We start from the raw sequence: 22059 nt of genomic DNA, 5'->3' as shown, positions 1-22059 counted from the left end.
GACGCGCGGAAGCCGGCGGCGAGCGTCGTCGGCTACCCGTTACCGGCACCATCTCCGCTCGGAGTCAGGACGTGTCGGGTCCGGTCCCCGGTCCAGGCCGCTTCGAGGATCGCGGTCAGGCTGGCGGTGTCGGTCGGGCCCGGGTGGTTCTGGATGAGGCGGGTGACGCCACTGGCCATCTCCGCGAAGCGTGGCAGGTCGGCGCGGGCCACGCCGATGTCCGCCAGGGTGCGTGGGATGCCGATGTCGGCGAGGAGACCGTCGAGCCAGGTGAGGAACGCGTCCGCGGCCTCGGCATCGGAGGCGTCGGCCACGTCGAGCCCGCACACCCCGGCGAGGATGGCCAACCGGTCTTCGACGGCATCCCGGGCCGCGTCCAACGCGTAGGGCAGGAGCAGTCCGACGCCCAGGCCGTGCGGGGTGTGCGTGGCCGCGCCGATGGGGTACTGGAGGGCGTGCGGGGCCGCGTTGCCCGCGTGGGAGAAGGCGAGCCCGGCGAGCATCGACCCGTACGACATGTCCGCGCGCGCGTCCCGGTCGCCGCCGTTGCGGACGGCACGACGCAGGCTCCGGGCGATCCGCTCCGCGGCCAGCAGCGCGTAGTGGTCGGTGATCGGGTTGCGGCCGAGGAACACCTGCTCCACCGGGTCGCGTGGTCCGTGGGGCCGGGGTCGCGCGGTGTAGCTCTCCACGGCGTGGCAGAACGCGTCGATGCCGGAGTGGGCGGTGACGGTCGCCGGGCAGGAGTAGGTGAGCTCGGGGTCCACGATGGCGAAGTCGGGCACGATGTGGACGCTGGAGACCCCCACCTTCAGCTCGCGGTCCGGGTCGGTCAACACCGAGACGGGGGTGAGCTCGGAGCCGGTCCCGGACGTGGTCGGGACCGCGATGAGAGGGAGGGTCGGCCCCGGTACCCGCGACTCGCCGTAGAAGTCGCGCGGCGTCCCACCGTGGCGTCGGATGACGCCGACGATCTTGGCGAGGTCGATCACCGTGCCACCCCCGATGGCGAGGATCACGTCGGCCTCCACCTCGTTGGCGACCGCGACGGCCACGGCGACGTCGGCGAGTGGCACGTCCGACGTCGCGTCCGAGAACACCTCGACGACGTCGACCCGCTCCCGCACGGCGGCCACGATCTCGGCGACGCCCGGCTGGCCCAGGAGAACCTGGTCGGTCACCACGAGGACCCGCGATCCACTCTCGGCCACCACCCGGGGGATGTTCTGCGCGACCCCTTCGCCCACGATGAGCTGGCGTGGTCCGCGGACGGTCTCAAGCATGTCGGTGCCTCTCCAGAACGTCGCTGATGTGCGGGGCGCAAGCTCGGGGCGGCGCGCCGGTCACGGCAGGTCGATCGCCGCGTAGGTGAGGTCGAGGTACTCGAGGATGCCCTCGTGCGACCCCTCCTTGCCGATGCCGGACTGCTTCACGCCCCCGAACGGAGCTGACGGGTCCGAGATCAGACCACGGTTGATGCCGACCATTCCCGTCTCCAGCCCCTCGGTGAACCGCAGCGCCCGCCGCAGGTCACGGGTGAAGACGTACCCGACCAGGCCGTGCTCGGTGTCGTTGGCCTTCGCCAGCACCTCGTCGTCGGACGTGAACGAGATGATCGGCGCAACCGGACCGAAGATCTCCGCCTTCAGCATCCGCGCGTCGTCGGGCACGTCGACGACGACGGTGGGCGGGTAGAAGTGGCCCGGCCCATCCGGACGCTTGCCGCCCACCAGCACCCGGGCGCCCCGATCCACCGCGTCGACGACGAGCTCGTCGATCGCGGTGACCGAGGCCTCGTCGATCAACGCCCCGACATCCACGCCGTCGTCCAGGCCATGACCCACCGACAGCGCGCCCATCCGCTCGACGAAGCGCGCCGTGAACTCCTCGCGCACCGGCTCCTCGACGTAGATCCGGTTGGCCGCGATGCAGGACTCCCCGATGTTGCGCATCTTGGCCACCATGGCGCCGCCGACGGCGACGTCCAGGTCGGCGTCCGCACACACGATCAGCGCCGCGTTGCCGCCAAGTTCCATCGAGGTACGCAGCACGTTGTCCGCAGCCTGCCGGAGCAGCACGCGTCCGACCTCGGTCGACCCGGTGAACGACAGCTTGCGGGTCCGGTTGTCGGCCAGCAGCGCCGAGACCACCGCGCCGGAACGCTTGGTGGTCACCACGTTGACGACGCCCGGCGGTACGCCCACCTCTTCCATGAGGCGGGCCAGGAACAGCATGGTGAGCGGCGTCTGGCCCGCGGGCTTGGTGATCGTCGTACAGCCGGCGGCCAGCGCAGGAGCGATCTTGCGGGCGCCCATGGCCAGCGGGAAGTTCCAGGGCGTCACGAAGACACACGGTCCGACCGGCTTCGGCACGGTGAGGATGCGGTATCCGCCGGCGGGGGCGGCGCTGTAGCGACCCTCGACGCGGACCGCCTCCTCGGCGAACCACCGGAAGAACTCCGCGCCGTAGGACACCTCGGCCCGAGCCTCGGCGAGTGGCTTACCCATCTCCAGCGTGATCAGCCGGGCGACCTCCTCGGACCGCTCGACCAGTGCCCGGTACGTCGCGGTCAACAACTCCGACCGTTTCCGTGGTGGGGTCGCCGCCCACCCCGGCATCGCCGTGCTCGCCGCCTCCAGGGCGGCGAGCCCGTCGACGACGTCGGCGTCCGCCACCTCGGCGATGGTCTTGCCGGTGGCGGGGTCCTCGACGGCGAAGGTGGCCCCGTTCGTGGCGTCGCGCCAGGCGTCGCCGATCCGGAGCCGCCGGTGCTCGGGGGCCAGGACGGTCATCGGGTCACTCATTGCGTCGCCTCCTGTGATCTTCGTGGTGCTGTGCGGAGTGCCCCAGTGATCGCCCGTTCGTGTGGACGGACGGGTCACCCGCCCTCGTCGGGGCGGGGGCGAAGGTGTCTCGGTCTGTTCGGCGCGTTACCGCCCCGCCTCGGACAGCGACAGCCCGGTGTCCGCGTCGAACAGGTGCGCACGGTCCAGGTCGACCGTGACCGACAGTCGTTCGCCCGGCGTACCGGTGATGGTGGGTCGTGCCTTGACCTTGAGGATCTCGGTCCCCACCCGGACGTCGACCACCGTGCGGTCGCCGAGCGGCTCGAGCCCGTAGAGCTCTCCCGACAACGACGCGTCCCCGCGCTGCTCGACGGACAGGTCCTCCGCGCGTACGCCCAGCAGCAGCGCACGACCGTCCTCCGCAGTGGTCCAGCGGGGGCGCGGCAGCGTCCAGCCGTCCGCGCCGACCAGACGATCCCCCTCGGCGCGGCAGGCGAGCAGACTGATCGGCGGGCTCCCGACGAACCCCGCCACCCACTGGTTGGCGGGACGCTCGTACACCTCGGTCGGTGTCCCGACCTGCTGCACCTTCCCCTCCTTGAGGACCGCGACCGCATCGGCCATGGACAGGGCCTCGACCTGGTCGTTGGTCACGTAGACGAAGGTCGCGCCGAGGCTCCGGTGGATACGTGTGAGCTCGGTGCGCATCTCGACGCGGAGCTTGAGGTCGAGGTTCGTCAGCGGCTCGTCCATGAGGAACGCCCGGGGGCTGCGGACCAGCGCCCGAGCCAGCGCGACCCGCTGCATCTCACCGCCGGACAACTGGGCGGGACGACGCTTCAGCAGACGTTCGATGTGCAGCAGCTTCGACATCTGCTCGACGGCGGCGGCGATCTCGCTCGACGAACGGCGGCGTGCCCGCAGCGGTGAGGCGATGTTCTCGTACGCCGTGTGTCGCGGGTAGAGGGCGTAGTTCTGGAAGACCATGGCCAGGTCCCGCTCGGCCGGCGCGTCACCGGTCGCGTCTCTACCGTCCAGGTGCACCGACCCCGCGTCGAGCTTCTCGAGGCCGGCGATCGCCCGCAGGGTCGTCGTCTTACCCGCCCCGGAGGGCCCGAGCACGACGAAGAACGAGCCGTCCGGCACGTCGAGCGTCACCCCGTCCAGGGCCTGGACCTTGCCGAAGGACTTGCGCAGCCCGTGCGCTGCCACGGTTCCCATCAGGCCACCAGCTCTTCCGTGCGCACGTCGTAGACCGCCGGGGTTCCGCCGGTGTGCCGCAGCCCGACCTTCGCGTCCGGGGCGAAACGGATGGTCGGTGGCATCCGAACCCGTACGTCGCGCTCGCCGCCGTGGTCGACCACGTAGATGATCTCGTCGCCCAGCCACTCCGCCGAGACCACTCGGGCCGGGATCGTGCCTTCCGTCCCTGGCGCGGTGACTTCCAGCGCCTCCGGCCGGACGCCGGCGACCAGGCGACGGTCGCGCGGCAGGCCGGACGGTGGTGTGAGGACCAGACCGCCCTGACCGTGCAGCATGCCGTCGACCACCTCCACGTCGATCAGGTTCATCGGCGGGGAGCCGATGAACGCGGCGCAGAAGAGACTCGCCGGGCGGTCGTAGACCTCCAGCGGCGTGCCGATCTGCTCCACGCGGCCCTTGTTGAGGATGGCGATCCGGTGACCGAGTGACATCGCCTCGACCTGGTCGTGGGTGACGTAGACCATCGTCGCCCCCAGCTCCCCCTGCAGGTGCTTGATCTCCGTGCGCATGTCCGCCCTCAGCTCGGCGTCCAGATTGGTGAGAGGCTCGTCCATGAGGAATGCGCGCGGTCGTCGCACCAGGGCGCGCGCGAGCGCGACGCGCTGCTGCTCCCCACCGGACAGTTGGCGCGGTCGCCGGTCCAGCAGGGGACCGAGCCGCATCAGCCGGGCGGCCTCCTCGACCCGGGCGTGCACCTCCTGCTTGGGCAGTCCCTCGGCCCGCAGGGGGAACGCCAGGTTGTCGCGGGTGCGCAGATGCGGGTAGAGGGCGTAGAACTGGAACACCATGGCGATGTCGCGCTCGGCGGGCGGAAGGTCGTTGACCAGCGTGTCACCGATGCGGATGTCGCCGGACGTCTGCCGCTCCAGGCCGGCGATGGCCCGCAGCGTGGTCGTCTTGCCGCAGCCCGAGGGGCCGAGCATCACGAACAGCTCGCCGTGGCCGATGGACAGGTCCACCTGTTCGACCGCGACCGTGCCGTCCGGGTAGCGCTTGTGCAGCGCGGTTACCTCGATACCCGCCATCAGCGTCGCACCGCCCCGAGCGTCACGCCGGCGATGAGGTGCCTGCGCACCAGGTAGGCGAAGATGAGCACCGGCAGGGCGAACACCACGGAGGCCGCTGCCACGAGACCCCAGTCGGTGGTGGTTCCGCCGATCAGGCCGGCGATGGCGGGTGGGGCCGTCCGGACGCTGTCGCTGGACGTGAGGAAGATGGCGAACACGAACTCGTTCCACGAGAAGATGAGCGCGAAGACCGCCGTCGCGGCGATGCCGGGTAGGAGCTGGGGAAGCGTGTATCGCCAGAACGCCTGTAGCCGGGTGTAACCGTCGAGCATGGCGGCGTCCTCGTACTCCGCGGGCACCTCGTCGACGAACCCCTTCATCATCCAGATCGTGAACGGCACGTTGAACGCGGCGTAGATGAGGATCAGGCCGATCTTGTTGTCGATGAGTCCGACCTGGCGGTACATGAGGAAGATCGGGATCACCACCACCACGGGCGGCATGAAGCGGGTGGACAGGATGAAGAACAGTTGGTCCTTCTTGGCCTTCACGGCGAAGCGTGAGTAGGCCCAGGCCGCCGGGACTCCCAGCACGGTGGCCAGCACCGTGGAGGCGCCGGCGACCACGAAGGAGTTGAGGAAGCTGACGGACACGGGCGTGCGGCCGTCGCCCTGGGCGACGAACACGTCCTTGTAATGCTGCAACGTGACGGCGAAGTCGAAGAACTTGGCCGGGATGGCGTAGACGTCCCGGTTCTCCTTGATCGACGTCTCGATCATCCACAGCACCGGAAAGAGCATCACGGCGGCCAGCACGGTCAGCAGCACGACCTCCACCGCGGAGCGGCCCCGGCCGCCGGGGCGGCGCGCGGGAGGTGTGTGGTCCCCGGCCGGACCGGTGGACACGGCCTCGTCGACGGAGACGGCCATCAGTCCTCCTTGAGCTTGTTCAGATAACGCAGGTAGAGCTGCGTGAGGACGATGACGACGAGGACCATGAGGATTCCGTACGCCGACGCGGTTCCGGTGTTGAAGCCCAGGAACGCGACCTTGTAGATGTGGAACGACAACGTCTCCGTGGAGACCCCCGGGCCTCCGTTGGTGAGGATGTAGACGAGGTCGAACAGCCGGAACGCCTCGATGGCCCGGAACATCACGGCGATGAGCAGCAGTGGCCACACCAGCGGAAGAGTGATGGTGCGGAACTTGAACCACTCGGACGCGCGGTCGATCGAGGCGGCCTCGTAGAGGTACTTGGGCACCGCGCTGAGGCCCGCGAGCGCGATGAGCATGATGAACGGCGTCCACTGCCAGGTGTCGACCACGATCAGCGAGATCAGGGCCGTCCGCTGCCGGGTGAGCCACTCCACCTGCCCGAGGCCGACCGAGCCGAGCATGCTGTTGACCACGCCGAACTGCGCGTCGAGCATGAAGCGCCAGAACAACCCGACCACGACCGGCGACAGCATCATCGGGACCAGGAACAGGGTGGTCAGCGCTCCGCGCCCGCGGGTGCGCCGAGAGATCAGGTAGGCGATGCCGAAACCGAGCACGGTCTGCAGGGAGACCGCGCCGATCACGTAGACCAGAGTCGTCAGGGCCCTCGTGTGGACCTGGGCCGACGTCAGGATGGCGGTGTAGTTCCCGAACCCGACGAACTCGGCGGGACCTCCGCGCGTGGCCGAGTAGTCGGTGAAGGACAGGTACAACGACCACAGCAACGGGAAGACCGACATGGCGAGCAACAGCAGGAGCGAGGGGGAGATGAAGGCCACGGCGAGCCCTCGGTCGCTCAGCCGGCGGGACCGACCCGGCGCAGGTGGCGTCGCGGACGCCACCTGCCCGGGGTGTTCGGTCGTCAGAGGGGCGTCGCTCACAGCCCGCCGCCGCCCTTGCGGTTGCTCGAGTCGAGCACGCTCTGCTGCTCCTTGGCGATGTCGTCGAGCGCGTCCTTCGGGCTCTTCGCGCCGTTGAGGGCCGCGTTCACGTTGGTGTTCTCGATGTCGACGAGGCGCGCGTACTCGGGCACGTTCCACATGTCCCGCATGCGGGGGACCGAGTCGGCGTACACCTTGTTGAACGGCCCGGCGTTGAGGAACTCGGGTGACTGGATCGCGTCGGTACGTGATGGCACGCCACCGGCGGCGGCCCACTTCTTCTGGATGTCAGCCCGCTCGAACCACTTCATGAAGTTCAGGGCTTCCGCCTGGTTCGCCGCGCCGGAGTAGGCCGAGACGTGCATGCCCATGCCGCCGAGCGGGACGAGGTTCGTCTTCTGGGTCGGCAGGGTGGCGAAGCCCAACTTGTCGAGGATCTGCTCCCGCGTGCTGCCGAGCGTCGACTGCTTCGGATCGAGCAGGCCGCCGCTCGCCGCGATCCAGTTGAACGCGATGCACGCCTTGCCCTGGGCGACGGCCGCGTTCGTCTCGTCGATGAACCAGTTGCCGGAGCCCTTGGCGGTCAGCGGCTTCATCTTGTTGACCAGGACGTCCATCGCCTCCTGGCCCGCCGCGTCGTTGAGGACGCCCTGGATCTTGCGTGCCTTCGGGTCCCAGAGGTTGCCGCCGTAGACGCCGTTGACGGTGTTGTAGGTGACGGCCGCGGCGTCGGAGCCGTTGGCCTGGTGGAAGGCCAGTCCGCTCACACCGGGGTGCTCCGCCTGGCACTTCCCGGCGACCGAGATCATCTCGTCCCAGGTCTGCGGCGGCTTGTCGCCGATCAGGTCCTTGCGGTAGATCATCGTCCAGGTGTCGCCGAGCAGCGGCAGCCCGTACAGGCTGGCGTTCTCGTCGCGTTTGCCGGTCTCCGCCTGCGGGAACTGACCGTAGGCCGCCAGGAGGTACGGGTCGTAGGCCTGCACCTCGATGTTGTTCTTGACGAAGTCCGTGAGGTCGAGGATGTTGCCGTTCGTCACGGCCTCGCCGATGTGCTGCGAGTCCAGGATCGCGATGTCGAAGTCGGTCTTGCGCGCGGCGAACTGGGTGAACATCGCGTCGTGCCAGTTCGCGTTCGGCACGGTGTTGACCTTGATGGTCGCGTTCGGCCGCTCTTTCTTGTACTCCGCGTTGGCGAAGGCTTCCAGCGCTTGGGCGGGCGGCCAGTCGAACCAGATGAAGCTGAGGGTCAGCGGGTCCTTGCTGAGCTCCGGGACGGCCGCCGGCGCCTTGGGGGCGCTCGCCTTCGCGTCGTCGTCCTTGTCGCCGCCGCACGCCGCCAGGGTCGTGGCCACCAGCAGCATGGCCGCCGTCGCCAGCCGTGCCTTGCGACCGGGAGCGGGCATTCGTCCTATTCGCTTCTGAGCGCGCATGTTATGCCTGCTTTCTGGATGGGGACTTCTAGGGCCTCGCTATGTGCTTCGCCAAGCGGTTGCTGGGTTTTCTGGGCGTGGCGCCGGGCCGTCGTGAGGGCCGGCGTCAGAACTGCGCCGCGGGGTGGAGAATGAAGATCATCCGCCACTTTTCCTATACGATCTGGTGGGGGCGTCAGCATGCCGCAGCGCTGTGACTGATGTCAACAGGTCGCAACGGCGCAAGAAGGGACCTCACGTCACGATGGACGACGGAGCGATGATCGCGCGGGGCCGCAAGGCCGTGACGGGAGGAATGCCGGTGGGAAGATCGGGCGGCCGGCTCGCCGACGAGGTGTACGACACGCTGCTCGGGCAGCTGATGTCGCTACGGATCGAGCCCGGCTCCCGCGTCACGATCGACGTTCTGGCGCGAGAGCTGGGAGTCTCCCAGACACCGATCCGGGACGCCCTGAACCGCATGGAGGCCGAGGGGCTGGTCGTGCGGGTGCCGCACGCCGGCTACCGCATCCCTCCCCAGATCACCCGCCACCGATTCGAGGACATGATCGAGGTCCGCCTGCTGCTCGAGCCCGCGGCGGCGCGCAGGTCCGCCGAACGCGCCTCGGTGGAACAGGTGGCCGGCCTGCGACGGATGCTGGAGGAGATGGCCGAGCTGGAGGGGGGCAAGGGGCCTGCGGCGTACGGCGCCTTCGGGCTCCGCGACGCCGCGTTCCACGACCTGGTCGCCCTCAGCGCGGAGAACCAGGTGATCCGGGAGGCGCTCGCCCGTCTGCACAGTCACGTGCACCTCTTCCGGCTGCACCACGACGCCCAGGTCACCCACCTGGCCATGGCCGAGCACGAGGACGTCGTGGCCGCGATCGCCGCGCGTGACCCCGACGCCGCCGCCTACGCGATGCGTCGGCACATCCTGCGCTCCGGCGACCGTTTCCGACGATTGTTCGACGAGGTCACGGACGCGGAATCGATGGCGGTAGAGGCTTGACGGGTGGGCTGGGTCGAGGAATGCTATCGCCACCGGATCGGATCGGATTGGATCTCCACCACCCGCCACCAGACGCGAGGAGAAGCAGGTGCCCAGAGCGCTGCTCCTGACCGGCGACGCCGCCGAGGAACTCGACACCATGTATCCCTACTACCGCGTGCAGGAGGGCGGCTGGGACGTCGACGTCTCGTCACGAACGCTGCGTGACGTGCAGTTGGTCATCCACGAGTTCGACCCCAACTCCGACGCCTATGTGGAGAAGAACGGTCGGAAGCTGCCGGTCGACGTGCCCTGGGCCGAGGTCGACGTCGAGCGCTACGACGCCCTCATCATCCCCGGCGGACGCGCCCCCGAGTGGATCCGGGTTGACGCCGACGTCAGGCGCATCACCGAGCACTTCTTCGCGCGCAACCTCCCCATCGCTCTGGTGTGCCACGGCGCGCAGGTGCCAGCGGTGTACGGGCTCCTGAAGGGCCGGAAGACGGCGTGCTTCCCGCCCATCACCGGTGACATGGAGAACGCGGGCGCGACGGTCATCGACGCACCCGACGTCGTGGACGGCAACCTCGTCTCCTGCCGGGGATGGCCCGACATGCCGCAGTTCGGCAGGGCGATGATGGAGGTCTTCTCGAAGTCCGTCAGCTCCGCCTCGGCGTGAGCACACCTGGCCTGCCCCGGTGACCGCACTTCGGACCGTCACGGTCGACGGTTCACCGGTCCACGTTCTGGAGAGCGGCGCCGGGCCCGCGGTGTTGATGCTGCACGGCTCCGGACCCGGCACGACCGGGTCCGGCGCCTGGGCATCGACGGCGCAGGCGCTGAGCACGTCCTGGCACCTGGTGGCTCCCGACCAGGCGGGGTTCGGCCGTACGCCCGTGCCGGCCGGCTCGCCGAGCGGACTCCGGCTCTGGACCGAGCAGGCCGCGGGCCTGATGGATGCTCTCGGTGTCGAGTCCTACGCCGTGGTGGGCCACTCCATGGGCGGCGCGGTGGCGCTGGCACTGGCGGCGGCACACCCTGAGCGGGTGACCCGGGTCGTGGCGGTCTCCACGATGGGCGCTCCGGGGGCGCCGCTGTCCGCCGATCTCGACGCGGTCTGGGCCGCCCCCGCCGGCCCGCTCGGGGCACGGGACATGCTGGGCCGCCTCCTCCTCGACCAGGCTCTCGTGACCGACGCGGCCGTCGAGGCCCGGGCGGCGGCGATGCGGGACGGGGCGTCCGCGTACGCGTCGTTGTTCCCTCCACCGAGGGCACGATGGGTCGACGACCTCACCCTCACCACGCAGACGCTGGCAGCGATCCACGCGCCCGTGCTGCTCGTGCACGGCGCCCAGGACCGCGTCACCCCGATCGAGGCAGCCACCCGCCCCCTGCTCGAACATCTGGCCGACGTGCGTCTGCACGTGTTCGGCCGATGCGGGCACGTGCCGGCGGTCGAACACCCGCACGAGTTCCGGCGACTGCTGTCGTGCTTTCTCGGCCAGGACCGAGGTCACTGACCCACGCCCCGGTCACCGCTACCGTCCGCAGTCCGCGCAGGAAGCCCAATCCTGCCGCGAGCGATCCGCTGCGAGTACGGCTGTCGTGTACGGACGCGGATTGGTCTCCATGGCGATCATCGACGTCCCTCGCTACGATCCGACATTGAAACGTCACGATGCGTAGGGGTGTGCTGATCCACGCCCTGGACGTAGGCGATCTGAAGCCGCTGTGAATGTGGCGCCGACATGCGGATCACGCCGTCTCGACGAAGGGAAGCCGGATGACCGAGAGCGCGCAGAGCACCGAGAGCCGAACCGTTCCGCCCGCGCGGTCGTACCCGTTCAGCGTGCCCGACCGCCTCGTCGTCGATCCGACCTACGGGGAGCTGCGCGAGCACGAGCCGATGACCCGGGTGCAGCTCCCGTACGGGGAGGAGGCGTGGCTCGCCACCCGTTACGAGGACGTCCGCACGGTCCTCGGCGACGTGCGGTTCGGCCGCGCGCCAGCCGTCGACCGTGACGAGCCCCGGCTCACCCCGCGCCAGCAGTACAGCGGCATGCTGACCATGGATCCGCCCGATCACACCCGGCTGCGTCGGCTGGTGGCCAAGGCGTTCACGGCACGTCGGGTGGAAGCGCTGCGACCTCGCACCCAGGAGATCGCCGACACGCTGGTCGACGACATGCTCCGGCTCGGTCCGCCGGCCGACCTGGTGGAGCACGTCGCCACGCCGCTGCCGATCCAGGTGATCTGTGAGCTGCTCGGCGTCCCGTACGCCGACCGCGACCGTTTCCACGTCTGGTCCGAGGCGATCGTCTCGACCACCTCACTGCCTCTGGAGACGATCCAGGAGTACCTGAACAATCTCTGGGGCTACATCGGTGGCCTGGTTGCCGAGCGCCGCCGCGACCCGGGGATCGACGACCTGCTCGGCGCGCTGGTGCGGGCCCGCGACGAGAACCAGGACCGGCTCAGCGAGACCGAACTGGTGGAGCTGGCCGCAGGGCTGCTCGCGGCCGGTCACGAGACGACGGTGACCCAGATCCCCAACTTCGTCTACGTCCTGCTGCACAATCCGGACCAGCTCGCGCGGCTGCGGTCCGATCCGTCGCTGGTGCCGGCCGCGGTCGAGGAACTTCTGCGGTACGTGCCGCTCGGCGTCGGTTCCTCCTTCGCCCGGTACGCCAAGGAGGACGTCGAGGTCGGCGGGGTGCTGGTCCGGGCCGGGGAACCGGTTCTCGGGTCACTGTCGTCGGCGAATCGGGACGGTACGGTCTTCGCCGACCCGGACCGGCTGGACTTCGATCGCGAGCAGAAACCGCACCTGGGCTTCGGGCACGGGGTACACCACTGCGTCGGCGCGCAGTTGGCCCGCATGGAGTTGCAGGTAGCCGTCAGCACCTTCGTCACCCGTCTGCCCGGCCTGCGGCTCGCCGTACCGGAGGCGGAGCTGAAGTGGAAGCGCGGCATGTTGGTACGGGGCCTGCTCAGCATGCCGGTGGCCTGGTGAGCAGCGCCTGGCGGGTCGGGGTGGACCCGGGTCGTTGCATCGGCACGAGCATCTGCGCCGGCACCGCGCCCGAGCACTTTCGCCTTGTCGACGGCGTGTCCGCGCCGCTGGCCGACGTCGTCTCCCCGGCCGAGGTCGTCCTCGACGCGGCCAACTCGTGCCCGGTGGAGGCGATCATCGTCCGGGACGTCACGGACGACCGGCTGATCGCGCCGGAGGAGTGACCCGTCACCCACACCGTGCGTGAGGACGGCCGTTCGTCCGGCGTTGGCATCGCCGCGGACGCCGCCTATGGTGGAGACATGTCCTCGGTTACGTTCCGCTCTCCTGCCGTCACCGGTGTGGCGGCGATCGGGGCTGCCCACGTGGCGATGGCGGCGTGCCGGACGGTCGATATGCGGGTGCCGGTTGTCCGCGTGCCGCGCATCGCGCCCATGTCGTGGCTGACGAGCCCGGCGCGAACCGGCCGAGGCCCCCCGCGGAACCGTTGCATCACGGAACGACCGCCAGGGCGAAGCTATCCAGCTTCGGCCCTTTTCTTTTTACCCTTCGAAGGCAGAGGTAGGACCATGAGCGTCGATCAACGAGCTGTCGACCAGCGTTGGCTGGCTGATCTGCGAGCCTCGCTGGCGGAAGACTTCGCCACGCAGACGGCTCGGCTGCGGGAACTGACCGAGCTCAACGCGGACACCGGCGACCCGAGCGAGGCCCACAACCGGGCCGCGCTGCTGGTGGCCACCCGGCGCAACATCGAGCAGATCACCGGTGCGCTGAGCCGCATCAACGCCGGCACCTACGGGACCTGCGCGAAGTGCCGCCAGAACATCCCGGCCGAGCGGCTCGAAATCCTTCCGCACGCCCAGTTCTGCGTGTCCTGCCAGGCGAAGCAGAACGGCTGACGGGTGGCGTGGCTGCCGTGCCGAGGCGGGCACGGCAGCCGCTGGTCGGGACGGCCCTCGGACCGGTCCGCCGGGAAACGGTGGCGCGTGCGGGTCGGTGGTTGGGTAGCGTCCCAGGGCATGATCGAGTTTGTCGAGCGGCACACGGTTCTGGCCGTCGTGGTCGGGTCGCGGGCGTACGGGCTACACGGCCCGGGTTCCGACCGCGACCGGCGTGGGGTGTACGTGGCGCCCACGCGGGCGTTCTGGCACCTCGACAAGCCGCCCACCCACCTCGACGGTCCGGCTGCGGAGCAGTTCTCCTGGGAGTTCGAACGCTTCTGCGTCCTGGCCCTACAGGGCAACCCGACGGTTCTGGAGGTGCTCTGGTCCCCGCTGGTGGAGCGGATCACCGACGACGGGAAACGCCTGCTGGCGGTCCGGCAGGCGTTCCTGTCGAGGCGGGTGGCCGAGACCTACGGCAACTACGCGCGGGATCAACTCAACCGGGTGGCGGCCCGCCGCGAGCGCACCGGCGAGACGAACCACAAGCAGGCCATGCACATGATCCGTCTGCTGGTCGCCGGCGTCCACGTGCTGCGTACCGGGGAGGTGCTGGTCGACGTTCGGCACCTGCGCGACCGGCTGCTCGCGGTGCGGCGCGGCGAGGTGCCGTGGGAGGAGATCGACGCCTGGGCGGCGGACCTGTTTCGGGAGCTCGGCGAAGCGGCGGCCAGTACCGCGCTGCCCGATCAGCCCGACCGGGTCGAGGTGGACCGGCTTCTCACCGCGGTACGGGAAGGAAACCTGTCGTGACCATCGAGGTGCCGCCGTGGGCCGCCGACACAGCCCGCGCTCTGCCCCGTCCGCTGGTGTTCGCCACCGTCAGCGGTGCGCATCTGTACGGATTCGCGTCGGTCGACTCCGATCTGGATCTGCGGGCCGTGCACCTGCTCGCGTCCGAGGAGGTCGTCGGGTTGCGTACCGGCCCGCAGACGCTGCAGCAGATGGGCGTGCGCGACGGTGTCGAGTTGGACGTGGTCAGCCACGATCTGTTGAAGTTCGCCAAGCTGTTGACCGGCCGCAACGGCTATGTTCTGGAGCAACTGCTGTCGCCGCTGGTGGTCGTGACCACGGCGGTGCACGCCGAGCTCGTCGCTCTGGCGCCGCGCCTGGTCACCCGTCACCACGCGCACCACTATCTCGGGTTCGCGGCCACCCAGGAGAGGTTGTACGCCAGGACCGGGCAGCTCAAGCCGGCGTTGTACACGCTGCGGGTCCTGCTCACCGGGATCCACCTCATGCGCACCGGCCGGGTGGAGACGGACCTCGGGGTGCTCGGCACGGAACTGGCGTACGTACCGGATCTCATCGCCGCCAAACGGGAGGCCGAGCACGGCCCGCTCCCCGCGGACGCCGCCGCGCGGCTCGCCGTCGACGTGCCGCGACTGCGCGCCGAACTGGAGACGGCCCGGGAGGCCTCGATGCTGCCCGAGCGCGCGGACCCGGCGGCCGTGGAGGCCCTGCACGACCTGGTGGTGCGTACCCGACTGCACGGGCTCCCCGGCCGGGAACGCGTCGTCCTCCCCGGCCCGTGAGCCGGCGGCGGCCAACCAGGACCGACGACGCGGTTCTCCCCGTGCCGCGGTGGACCGCCACGGGTGCGTGGCAGTCCACCGCGGTGTCACCGGTGCCGGTTTCCGCCGAGGCTCAGCGGTTGGCCACCCCGGCGGTCGGGGTGGGCTGGACCCGCTCGAACCGCACCTTGCTCAGCCAGCCCGGGAGGTCGCTGAGCACGTACAGTTCGCCGTTCACGTCCGCGCCGAACGCCGTCGGCTGGGTGGGGAAGGTGCCGATCTCGGCGGACTCGTAGCCACCCGTCGGGTTGGGACGCACGGCGAACGCTCGGGTCGAGCAGTAGTCGCTCGCGATGTAGGTCCCCCGTGCCTCCGGGGTGACGGACCCCCGGTACACCAGGCCGCCGATGATGGAGCAGTTCTCCGTCAGGTAGTGCTCGTACTCGACGACCGGGTCGGTGAGCCGTACGCCCGGCCGGCACTGCGTCTGGTCGAAGACCGGCGTGCCCTCCTTGCAGGACCAGCCGAGGTTCGCGCCACGCTGCGACGGGCGGATGTGGTTGATCTCCTCGATCAGGCCCTGGCCGACGTCGCCGATCCAGAGCGAGTTGTCGACCGGGTCGATGGAGAACTTCCACGGGTTACGCAGCCCGTAGACCCAGATCTCCGGCCGCGCGCCCGCCGTGCGGACGAAGGGGTTGTCCACGGGTACGCAGTAGGGCTTGCCCCCGCAGCTGCGGTTGACGTCGATCCGTACGATCTTGCCGAGCAGGGTGCCGAGGTTCTGGCCGCTCTTGAACGGGTCGTTCGCGTTTCCGCCGTCGCCGGTGGACCAGTACAGGTAGCCGTCGCGGCCGAAGGCCACCTGTCCGCCGTTGTGGTTGCCGAACTCGGCGTGCTCCTGGGTGAGCAGCACCTGTAGCCGGTCGGGAGCGCCGAGCGGCACCCGCGCCAGGGTCAGCGCGCCGGCCGGCAGGCTCGTGTAGGCCACGTAGAGGATCCCGGTGCGCGCGAAGTTCGGTGCCGGCGTGATGCCGAGAAGGCCGCGCTCGTTGTCCGACGTGTCGATCCGGGCGGTCAGGTCGAGCACCGGATCGGCCGCCAGGCCGGTGGCGGGGTGGTACGCGCGGACGGTGCCGTTCTTCTCCGCGATCAGCATTCGACCGTCCGGCAGGCCGGTGATCGCGATCGGGCGCTGCAGTCCGAACGCCACCCGCTCGGACACCACGGTCAGCTCGGTGAGTGGCGTCGCGCGGGCATGGGACGCGCCGGTGGCCGCGCTGCCGGCCACCGACGCGGGTGGTGACAGAAGCACGGACAGGGCCAGGATGAGCAGGCCGGCCAGCATGGTGGCCGGACGATGTCGCCGTCGCTGCATGTTCGGCTCCTCGATCAGGTGGGTGGAGGTGGTGTGGGAGCGTTTCCACACTACATCGACCTAGGTCGATGCCAAACCCGCTGGTCGTCTGTCCTGCGCGCCACCGTCGTCGGTCGCCGGCTGTCCAGATCGAGCCGATTCGATATAGCATCGCGGCAGGGCAGTGTTACTCCGCAGGGGCGTGCGGCGCGGAGTTTTTCGCCATCCACCGGGCGGGCCGGGCAGCCGGCGGTGGCCACCGATTTCGGGCGCGGCGGGGTTGACGCCGGCTCGGCGTCACCTGCGGCGTGCTGGTCCAGTGGCGAGCGCGGTGCTCCGGTCGTCGGCCGTGCGGTCCTCCTCGGTCCCGTGCCTCGAGTCGGCAACGGACCAGCCGAAACACCGAGGAGAAGTGCACAGATGAACGACGTACCCGCTCGACCGAAGCACCGGACCAGAGGCGCCACGAGGCTGCTCCTGGGTGGTGCCTGCGCCCTGGCGATCACCGTGTCCTCAATGGCCGTGGCGACCTTCGCCCGCGCCGACCTCCCCGGATCGCCCGGGACCACCCTGAAGGCCGCCGCCGAGCGCAGCGGCCGGTACTTCGGCGCCGCCATGGGGGCGGACCGTCTCAACGACTCGGGCTTCCTGACCATCGCGAGCCGTGAGTTCGACATGATGACGGCCGTCAACGAGATGAAGCCCGACGCGACCGAGCCCAACCCGGGCCAGTTCAACTTCGATCGCGGTGACGCGATCTACAACTGGGCCACCCAGCGCGGCATGCGGTTCCGTGGTCACACCCTGGCGTGGCACGCCCAGCAGCCGAGGTTCTGGGGGAGCCTGAGCGGCAGCGCCCTGCGGAACGCGATGATCAGCCACATCAACGGGGTCATGGCCCACTACAAGGGCAAGTTCGCGTACTGGGACGTGGTGAACGAGGCGTTCGCCGAGAACGGCAGTCGGCGGTCGTCGAACCTGCAGTCCACCGGGAACGACTGGATCGAGGTCGCGTTCCGGACCGCACGCGCCGCCGACCCGAGCGTGAAGCTGTGCTACAACGACTACAACATCGAGAACTGGACGTACGCCAAGACGCAGGGCGTCTACAACATGATCAGGGACTTCAAGTCCCGGGGCGTGCCGGTCGACTGCGTGGGCCTGCAGACCCACTTCACCGGCGGCAGTTCGCTGCCCGGCAACTTCCAGCAGACCCTGTCCAGCTTCGCCGCCCTCGGGGTCGACGTGGCGTTGACCGAGGCCGACGTCACCAACGCCTCGACCAGCCAGTACCAGGGCCTCACCCAGGCCTGCATGAACGTCCCCCGTTGCGTCGGCATCACGACGTGGGGCATCCGGGACAGCGACTCGTGGCGCGGCAGCGAGAACCCGCTGCTCTTCGACCGCAACAGCAACCCCAAGGCGGCGTACACCGCCGTCCTCAACGCGCTCAACGCCGCCTCCACCACCGTGCCGGGCACGCCGCCGACGACCGCTCCGCCGACGACCGCTCCGCCGACCACTGCTCCGCCGACGACTGCTCCGCCGACGACTGCTCCGCCGACCACGCCGCCGCCGGGTGCCTGTAGCGCGACGTACCGGATGGTCAACAGCTGGAACGGTGGCTTCCAGGGCGAGGTCACGGTGGCCAACAACGGCTCCGCCACCCTCAGCGGCTGGACCGTACGGCTGACGCTGGCCGGCGGGCAGAGCATCGCCAATGTCTGGAATGGCATCAACACCGGCACCAGCGGAACGGTCAGCGTCCGTAACGCCGACTACAACGGGTCTCTCGGCGCGAACGCCTCGACCACCTTCGGTTTCCTGGTCAACGGCAGCAGCAACACCGCACCCAGCGGTCTCTCCTGCGCCAGTTGATGACCCACGACGCGTACCGGTCCCTCCGCGTCGGGACGCTGACCGGGCCCGGAGCCACCCGCTCCGGGCCCGGGCGCCGTCGTGGTCGGACCGGTACGCGACCGAAGTGACAGTCCTCGCGTACCGCACCTCGTCGATAGGGAGAACGACCATGCGCAGACTTCTCGCGGTGTTCAGCGCCGCCCTGATCCTCGGCACCACAGTCGGCAGCGCTCCGGCCGGGGCATCGGGTGCGTCCCGGCCCTCGTGCCCCCGTGGCCTGCTCTTCTGTGAGGACTTCGAGCGACTGCCGACCGGCGGGGCCAGCACGGTGAACTGGGGCGTCGACACCCGCCACGGCACGCTCACCGTCGAACGTGCTCGCCGGGGCAACCAGGTGCTGCACGTCCACACGGTCGACAACGGACGTGCCTTCCTGCGCGTCGACGACTTCGCCGCGCCGGGCAACCGCTTCTACGGCCGGATGCGCCTGCGCGTCGACGCCTTCCCCACCGCCCCGGACTGGGCGCACTTCACGCTGGTCGAGGCGACCGGTAGCGGTAGCGCGGAGGTCGTGCGTCCGGTCGGTGGCCAGTACGCGCCCACCGTGCCCGGAACGTTCTGGGGCATCGGCGCCGACGGCGGTCCCACCGGCGACTGGACCAACTGGCGGGAGTCCGCCCCAGTCGTCGAGGACACCTGGCAGTGTTTCGAATGGCAGATCGACGCGGCGGACAACCGCGTCGCCGTGTGGATCGACGGCTTGGCGAACCCGGAGCTGACCGCCTCCACGAACGACCACGGCGGTAACGACGTTCCCTTCGTGCTGCCGACCGTCGACACGGTGAAGATCGGCTGGCAGCTCTACCAGGGCGGCACGACGCCGGGTGAGTTCGACCTCTGGATCGACGACATCGCCCTGTCGACCAAGCGGCTCGGCTGCTGAGCTGACGCCCCCGCAGGTGCGCGGGGGCTCTCGACGCCGGTGGTCGTGATGACAGTCGCGATCGACGTCCCGGCCGGGGTGCGGCTCTGCTGCCGCACCCCGGCTGAACTAGTCGGCTCGCCGATCTGGAGCGCGCGAGCCGTACGCCGGACCGAACACCACCAGCAGCGCCAGGTCCTCGGTCACCTCGTCGAAATGGTGCTCCTCGCCGGCCGGCACGAAGATCACCGAACCCGGGGCCACCTCGGCCGCGCCGTCCGGGGTCACGATCCGGGCCCGCCCGGCGGTGACCACATAGATCTCGTCCTCGGTGTGCGGGCTCTGATCGTCGAGACCGCCCGCCGGGATGCAGTACGTTCCCACCGACAGGTCCGGAACCCTCAGGTGTTCGACCCAGTCGTTGACGGCTCCGCCGGCTGTGGTCCACCGGCCCGCCCCTTCGATGATCTGCATTGCCGAAACCTAAGGGACGCCTCGCCGCGCCGTCACACCAGTCGGCGACGCACCCACCAGAGCGACAGCAGGGACAGCGCGACGGTCAACGCGATCAGGAGGCCGAACTCCCGCCATTGCAGGTTCCAGAACTTCGACCCGGGCACGTAGCTCACCCTCAGGCTGAGGTTCTGTCTCTCCAGCCACCTCGGGCACGTCTCGCGGTCGTGGGGGGCCTTCGGGCCGCACTGGGTCGTGTCGGCCGGACCACTGAACTCCGCCCCGGTCGAGGTGATCGTGGTGCTCGACACGATCCAGTCGCCCCTGCGATCGGGCTCGACGTGGAGCGTCATCCGCCCCGTGTCGGGGCTCATCGAGATTCCGTACTCACCGTCCACCTCCAGAGGGCTGACCGTGGTGACCGGCTGAGCCAGCCAGGGGCGTACCACGAACGGCGCGGCGACCTGGAGGCCGACCACCAGCAGCAGGGTCACCGCCATCGCGCCGAGGGTTCGCCGTAGCAGCAGCCCGGCGGCGACACCGATCACGAAGGCCAGCGTCGCGTAGCCGATCGGCACGATTCCCCGGGCCGCGAACACCAGCGGATTCATCCGGTCGGCCGAGGCCCCGTCGATCGGCTGCGCCCACTCGGTCAGCGTCAGGCTGAGCAGGCCGGCTCCGAGAGCGGCGGCGCCACCGCCGACCGCAAGCTTGACCAGCAACCAGCGACCCCGGCTGACGGACTGGCTGAACACCATGCGGTACGTGCCGGACTCCAGCTCCCGGGCCACCAGCGGCGCGCCCCAGAAGATGCCCACCAGGGCGGGTAGCAGGTAGAGCGCCCCGATGGCGGCGATGTGGAACTCGCTCGCCCATCCCGGTTGTAGCGCCCGGAGGAAGGCTTCGCCGGCGGCCAGGCAGCCGTCACCCTGGCAGCCGGTGTACCCGGTCTGCGTGGCCAGCTCTCGCACCTCCGCCCAGGTCAGCGCCAGAGTGCCCAGGAGCACCAGCAACAGGGTGCCGGTGGCCAGGGCCGGCGTCCGGAACTGCCGCCACGTCATCCAGATCATCGCTGTCCCTCCAGGACCCGATCGGGCCGGCTGCCGGTGGCTCCGCTCAGGTACGCCAGCACGATGTCCTCCAGGTCCAGCCGATCGACCTGCCACGACGGATCAACGATCGGCGCGGTGCTGCGTACCACCAGGGTCGACTGCGCCTCGGTGTGGCTCTGCTCGATCAAGGCGTGCCCCGCGCCCAGGTCGGTGGTCGCACGCCGTTGCCCGACCAGGCGGTGGTGGGTGGCGAGCAGGTCGTCCACGTCGCCCGCCACCTGGACCCGCGAGGCGACCAGCACGATCAGGTGGTCGCAGACCCGCTCCAGGTCGGCGACCAGATGCGAGGACATCACGATGCTCATGTCCTCGTCGGCGGCCAACTCCATCAACCCCCGCAGGAAAGTGCGCCGGGCGAGCGGATCGAGTGCCGCCACCGGCTCGTCGAGCAGCAGCAGACGGGGCCGCTTCGCCGCGGCGATGGTCAGGGCCAACTGGGCGCGCTGGCCGCCGGACAGTTTGCCCGCCTTCTGCGCCGGGTCCAGGCCGATCTGGGCGATCCGCCGCCCGGCGAGCCCACCGTCCCAGGACGGGTTGAGATGGGCGCCCATCCGGAGGTGATCCGCGACGGACAGGTTGGCATAGACCGGGGTGTCCTGGGCGACGAACCCGACCTGCGCCGACCCGCTGACCGGCCGCGTACCGAGCACCTCGATCCGGCCCGTGGTCGGACCAAGCAACCCACAGGCCAGTTGCAGCAGAGTGGACTTGCCTGCGCCGTTGGGTCCGACCAGACCCACGACGTGACCGGACGGAATGTCCAGAGTGCAGTCCTTCAACGCGAAACGCCGGCCGTACCGCTTGCTCAGACCTTCCGCGATCAGCGCACTAGTCATGCTCGGGCCTCCGAAAAGACCCGAAAGCTGCTGAGGAAGAGCGCCTCGATGCTCTCGTCGTCCAGGCCCGCATCCCGGGCCTCGTTCAGCCAGCGCGTCAGGTCCTGCCGCAGCGGCTCGTGCTTGTCCAGCGAGTCGGCGCCCAGCGTGCGGGTGACGAACGTGCCCAGCCCGGGTCGGGCCACGACCAGGCCCTCGTACTCCAACTCGCGGTACGCCTTGGACACCGTGTTCGGGTTGATCGCGACCCGGGCCACCACCTCCTTGACGGTGGGCAACTTGTCGCCCTCGTTCAGGACCCCGAGCCGGAGCGCGTGCCGCACCTGTCGGATGAGCTGCATGTACGGCGCAACCCCGGACCGCGAGTCCAGGTGAAACTCGATCACCTCGCCACCCCATTCCACTAGTTGCCTAGCAGAATAGGGCTATGGACGGTCCCTTCGCTACCGAAGGCCCGAATCTCGCGCCGTGGAATCTCGACCGACCACCCGAGGGGTGGGAAAGGCTGCCCTTTTGATGCCGTCTCCGTCTTGATTGCTAAATCTGAGCGACTCTCCTGTTTTGCCCAGGAATCCGCCTCACTGTGAGTACGGTGAGGTCGGGCGATCATGCAGCATGCCGCAGCGGTCGAGGCGGGCCGTCATCAGTCACGTGCCGCTCGGCGGTGCTCCCGACGGGTTGCGGCCTCGGCTGGGTCGCGTCGGCAGCCACGCACATCTGCC

22 protein-coding genes are annotated in these 22059 nt (G+C 69.6%); 10 read left to right on the top strand and 12 right to left on the bottom strand.

What is annotated here, in order from left to right; all coding sequences use genetic code 11:
- Positions 1-32: 32 nt before the first annotated feature.
- The 7 genes from ACQP0N_RS21080 to ACQP0N_RS21050 form a co-directional block, all read right to left on the bottom strand.
- Complete coding sequence (locus tag ACQP0N_RS21080; RefSeq protein ID WP_433113395.1) at positions 33-1283, bottom strand: iron-containing alcohol dehydrogenase; 1251 nt, start codon at positions 1281-1283, stop codon at positions 33-35.
- Between the two features lie 60 nt (positions 1284-1343).
- Complete coding sequence (locus ACQP0N_RS21075; RefSeq protein WP_433113393.1) at positions 1344-2804, bottom strand: NAD-dependent succinate-semialdehyde dehydrogenase; 1461 nt, start codon at positions 2802-2804, stop codon at positions 1344-1346.
- Between the two features lie 126 nt (positions 2805-2930).
- Complete coding sequence (locus ACQP0N_RS21070; protein ID WP_433113391.1) at positions 2931-4007, bottom strand: ABC transporter ATP-binding protein; 1077 nt, start codon at positions 4005-4007, stop codon at positions 2931-2933.
- A complete protein-coding gene (locus tag ACQP0N_RS21065) occupies positions 4007-5074 on the bottom strand; it encodes an ABC transporter ATP-binding protein (RefSeq protein WP_433113389.1) in 1068 nt (355 codons plus the stop codon). Before ACQP0N_RS21065 ends, ACQP0N_RS21070 begins: the two co-directional genes overlap by 1 nt.
- Positions 5074-5985, bottom strand: a complete 912-nt coding sequence (locus ACQP0N_RS21060) for a carbohydrate ABC transporter permease (protein WP_396804815.1) — start codon at positions 5983-5985, stop codon at positions 5074-5076. Before ACQP0N_RS21060 ends, ACQP0N_RS21065 begins: the two co-directional genes overlap by 1 nt.
- Entirely contained in the window at positions 5985-6932 is a 948-nt protein-coding gene (locus ACQP0N_RS21055) for a carbohydrate ABC transporter permease (protein WP_357125004.1), read from the bottom strand. Before ACQP0N_RS21055 ends, ACQP0N_RS21060 begins: the two co-directional genes overlap by 1 nt.
- On the bottom strand, positions 6929-8335 hold the full coding sequence (locus tag ACQP0N_RS21050; RefSeq protein ID WP_433113386.1) for a sugar ABC transporter substrate-binding protein: 1407 nt from the start codon (positions 8333-8335) through the stop codon (positions 6929-6931). The genes ACQP0N_RS21055 and ACQP0N_RS21050 overlap by 4 nt, the downstream gene beginning before the upstream one ends.
- Positions 8336-8657: 322 nt before the next feature.
- On the opposite strand from ACQP0N_RS21050, the gene ACQP0N_RS21045 reads away from it, so the two are divergent.
- From ACQP0N_RS21045 to ACQP0N_RS21010, 8 genes are all read left to right on the top strand, one after another.
- Positions 8658-9350, top strand: coding sequence for a GntR family transcriptional regulator (locus tag ACQP0N_RS21045; protein WP_433121726.1), 693 nt, complete (start codon positions 8658-8660; stop codon positions 9348-9350).
- Between the two features lie 88 nt (positions 9351-9438).
- Positions 9439-10008: a DJ-1/PfpI family protein gene (locus ACQP0N_RS21040; protein WP_355047859.1), complete on the top strand. Its 570-nt coding sequence runs from the start codon at positions 9439-9441 to the stop codon at positions 10006-10008.
- A 19-nt stretch (positions 10009-10027) separates the two neighbouring features.
- The gene (locus tag ACQP0N_RS21035) at positions 10028-10849 is read left to right on the top strand and encodes an alpha/beta fold hydrolase (RefSeq protein WP_433113384.1); all 822 of its coding nucleotides are present in this window, start codon (positions 10028-10030) and stop codon (positions 10847-10849) included.
- 263 nt (positions 10850-11112) lie between these two features.
- Entirely contained in the window at positions 11113-12342 is a 1230-nt protein-coding gene (locus ACQP0N_RS21030) for a cytochrome P450 (protein WP_433113381.1), read from the top strand.
- Positions 12339-12566 (top strand): ferredoxin, encoded by a 228-nt coding sequence (locus ACQP0N_RS21025; RefSeq protein ID WP_433113378.1) that lies wholly within the window; start codon positions 12339-12341, stop codon positions 12564-12566. Before ACQP0N_RS21030 ends, ACQP0N_RS21025 begins: the two co-directional genes overlap by 4 nt.
- Before the next feature lie 345 nt (positions 12567-12911).
- The gene (locus ACQP0N_RS21020) at positions 12912-13241 is read left to right on the top strand and encodes a TraR/DksA family transcriptional regulator (RefSeq protein ID WP_433113375.1); all 330 of its coding nucleotides are present in this window, start codon (positions 12912-12914) and stop codon (positions 13239-13241) included.
- Between the two features lie 120 nt (positions 13242-13361).
- Positions 13362-14036 carry a nucleotidyltransferase domain-containing protein gene (locus ACQP0N_RS21015; protein WP_433113372.1) on the top strand — a complete coding sequence of 225 codons (675 nt, stop codon included), beginning with the start codon at positions 13362-13364 and terminating at the stop codon, positions 14034-14036.
- Complete coding sequence (locus ACQP0N_RS21010) at positions 14033-14818, top strand: nucleotidyltransferase domain-containing protein (protein ID WP_433113369.1); 786 nt, start codon at positions 14033-14035, stop codon at positions 14816-14818. Before ACQP0N_RS21015 ends, ACQP0N_RS21010 begins: the two co-directional genes overlap by 4 nt.
- A 112-nt stretch (positions 14819-14930) precedes the next feature.
- Here ACQP0N_RS21010 and ACQP0N_RS21005 read toward each other — a convergent pair whose 3' ends face one another.
- Positions 14931-16226, bottom strand: a complete 1296-nt coding sequence (locus ACQP0N_RS21005) for a PQQ-dependent sugar dehydrogenase (protein ID WP_433113366.1) — start codon at positions 16224-16226, stop codon at positions 14931-14933.
- A 348-nt stretch (positions 16227-16574) separates the two neighbouring features.
- Here ACQP0N_RS21005 and ACQP0N_RS21000 point away from each other — a divergent pair, with 348 nt between their 5' ends.
- Positions 16575-18032, top strand: coding sequence for an endo-1,4-beta-xylanase (locus ACQP0N_RS21000; RefSeq protein WP_433113363.1), 1458 nt, complete (start codon positions 16575-16577; stop codon positions 18030-18032).
- 151 nt (positions 18033-18183) lie between these two features.
- A complete protein-coding gene (locus tag ACQP0N_RS20995) occupies positions 18184-18957 on the top strand; it encodes a hypothetical protein (protein ID WP_433113360.1) in 774 nt (257 codons plus the stop codon).
- A 108-nt stretch (positions 18958-19065) separates the two neighbouring features.
- Here ACQP0N_RS20995 and ACQP0N_RS20990 read toward each other — a convergent pair whose 3' ends face one another.
- Genes ACQP0N_RS20990 through ACQP0N_RS20975 form a run of 4 tightly spaced genes read right to left on the bottom strand, consistent with a single transcriptional unit; the run spans position 19066 to position 21723 of the window.
- Positions 19066-19410 (bottom strand): cupin domain-containing protein, encoded by a 345-nt coding sequence (locus ACQP0N_RS20990; RefSeq protein WP_355047870.1) that lies wholly within the window; start codon positions 19408-19410, stop codon positions 19066-19068.
- Between the two features lie 32 nt (positions 19411-19442).
- Complete coding sequence (locus ACQP0N_RS20985; RefSeq protein WP_357125039.1) at positions 19443-20459, bottom strand: hypothetical protein; 1017 nt, start codon at positions 20457-20459, stop codon at positions 19443-19445.
- A complete protein-coding gene (locus ACQP0N_RS20980) occupies positions 20456-21337 on the bottom strand; it encodes an ABC transporter ATP-binding protein (RefSeq protein WP_433113356.1) in 882 nt (293 codons plus the stop codon). The genes ACQP0N_RS20985 and ACQP0N_RS20980 overlap by 4 nt, the downstream gene beginning before the upstream one ends.
- On the bottom strand, positions 21334-21723 hold the full coding sequence (locus ACQP0N_RS20975; protein WP_355047873.1) for a GntR family transcriptional regulator: 390 nt from the start codon (positions 21721-21723) through the stop codon (positions 21334-21336). The genes ACQP0N_RS20980 and ACQP0N_RS20975 overlap by 4 nt, the downstream gene beginning before the upstream one ends.
- Positions 21724-22059: the final 336 nt, after the last annotated feature.

This window comes from Micromonospora sp. CA-246542, from assembly GCF_050942905.1.
Lineage (GTDB): Bacteria > Actinomycetota > Actinomycetes > Mycobacteriales > Micromonosporaceae > Micromonospora.
This window is presented reverse-complemented; position numbering and strand designations above follow the sequence as displayed.

Coding starts and splice junctions, on each gene's coding strand:
- ACQP0N_RS21080 (WP_433113395.1), bottom strand. CDS start 1,283: ATGCTTGAGACCGTCCGCGGACCACGCCAGCTCATCGTGGGCGAAGGG.
- ACQP0N_RS21075 (WP_433113393.1), bottom strand. CDS start 2,804: ATGAGTGACCCGATGACCGTCCTGGCCCCCGAGCACCGGCGGCTCCGG.
- ACQP0N_RS21070 (WP_433113391.1), bottom strand. CDS start 4,007: ATGGGAACCGTGGCAGCGCACGGGCTGCGCAAGTCCTTCGGCAAGGTC.
- ACQP0N_RS21065 (WP_433113389.1), bottom strand. CDS start 5,074: ATGGCGGGTATCGAGGTAACCGCGCTGCACAAGCGCTACCCGGACGGC.
- ACQP0N_RS21060 (WP_396804815.1), bottom strand. CDS start 5,985: ATGGCCGTCTCCGTCGACGAGGCCGTGTCCACCGGTCCGGCCGGGGAC.
- ACQP0N_RS21050 (WP_433113386.1), bottom strand. CDS start 8,335: ATGCCCGCTCCCGGTCGCAAGGCACGGCTGGCGACGGCGGCCATGCTG.
- ACQP0N_RS21045 (WP_433121726.1), top strand. CDS start 8,658: ATGCCGGTGGGAAGATCGGGCGGCCGGCTCGCCGACGAGGTGTACGAC.
- ACQP0N_RS21030 (WP_433113381.1), top strand. CDS start 11,113: ATGACCGAGAGCGCGCAGAGCACCGAGAGCCGAACCGTTCCGCCCGCG.
- ACQP0N_RS21020 (WP_433113375.1), top strand. CDS start 12,912: ATGAGCGTCGATCAACGAGCTGTCGACCAGCGTTGGCTGGCTGATCTG.
- ACQP0N_RS21015 (WP_433113372.1), top strand. CDS start 13,362: ATGATCGAGTTTGTCGAGCGGCACACGGTTCTGGCCGTCGTGGTCGGG.
- ACQP0N_RS21000 (WP_433113363.1), top strand. CDS start 16,575: ATGAACGACGTACCCGCTCGACCGAAGCACCGGACCAGAGGCGCCACG.
- ACQP0N_RS20995 (WP_433113360.1), top strand. CDS start 18,184: ATGCGCAGACTTCTCGCGGTGTTCAGCGCCGCCCTGATCCTCGGCACC.
- ACQP0N_RS20990 (WP_355047870.1), bottom strand. CDS start 19,410: ATGCAGATCATCGAAGGGGCGGGCCGGTGGACCACAGCCGGCGGAGCC.
- ACQP0N_RS20985 (WP_357125039.1), bottom strand. CDS start 20,459: ATGATCTGGATGACGTGGCGGCAGTTCCGGACGCCGGCCCTGGCCACC.
- ACQP0N_RS20980 (WP_433113356.1), bottom strand. CDS start 21,337: ATGACTAGTGCGCTGATCGCGGAAGGTCTGAGCAAGCGGTACGGCCGG.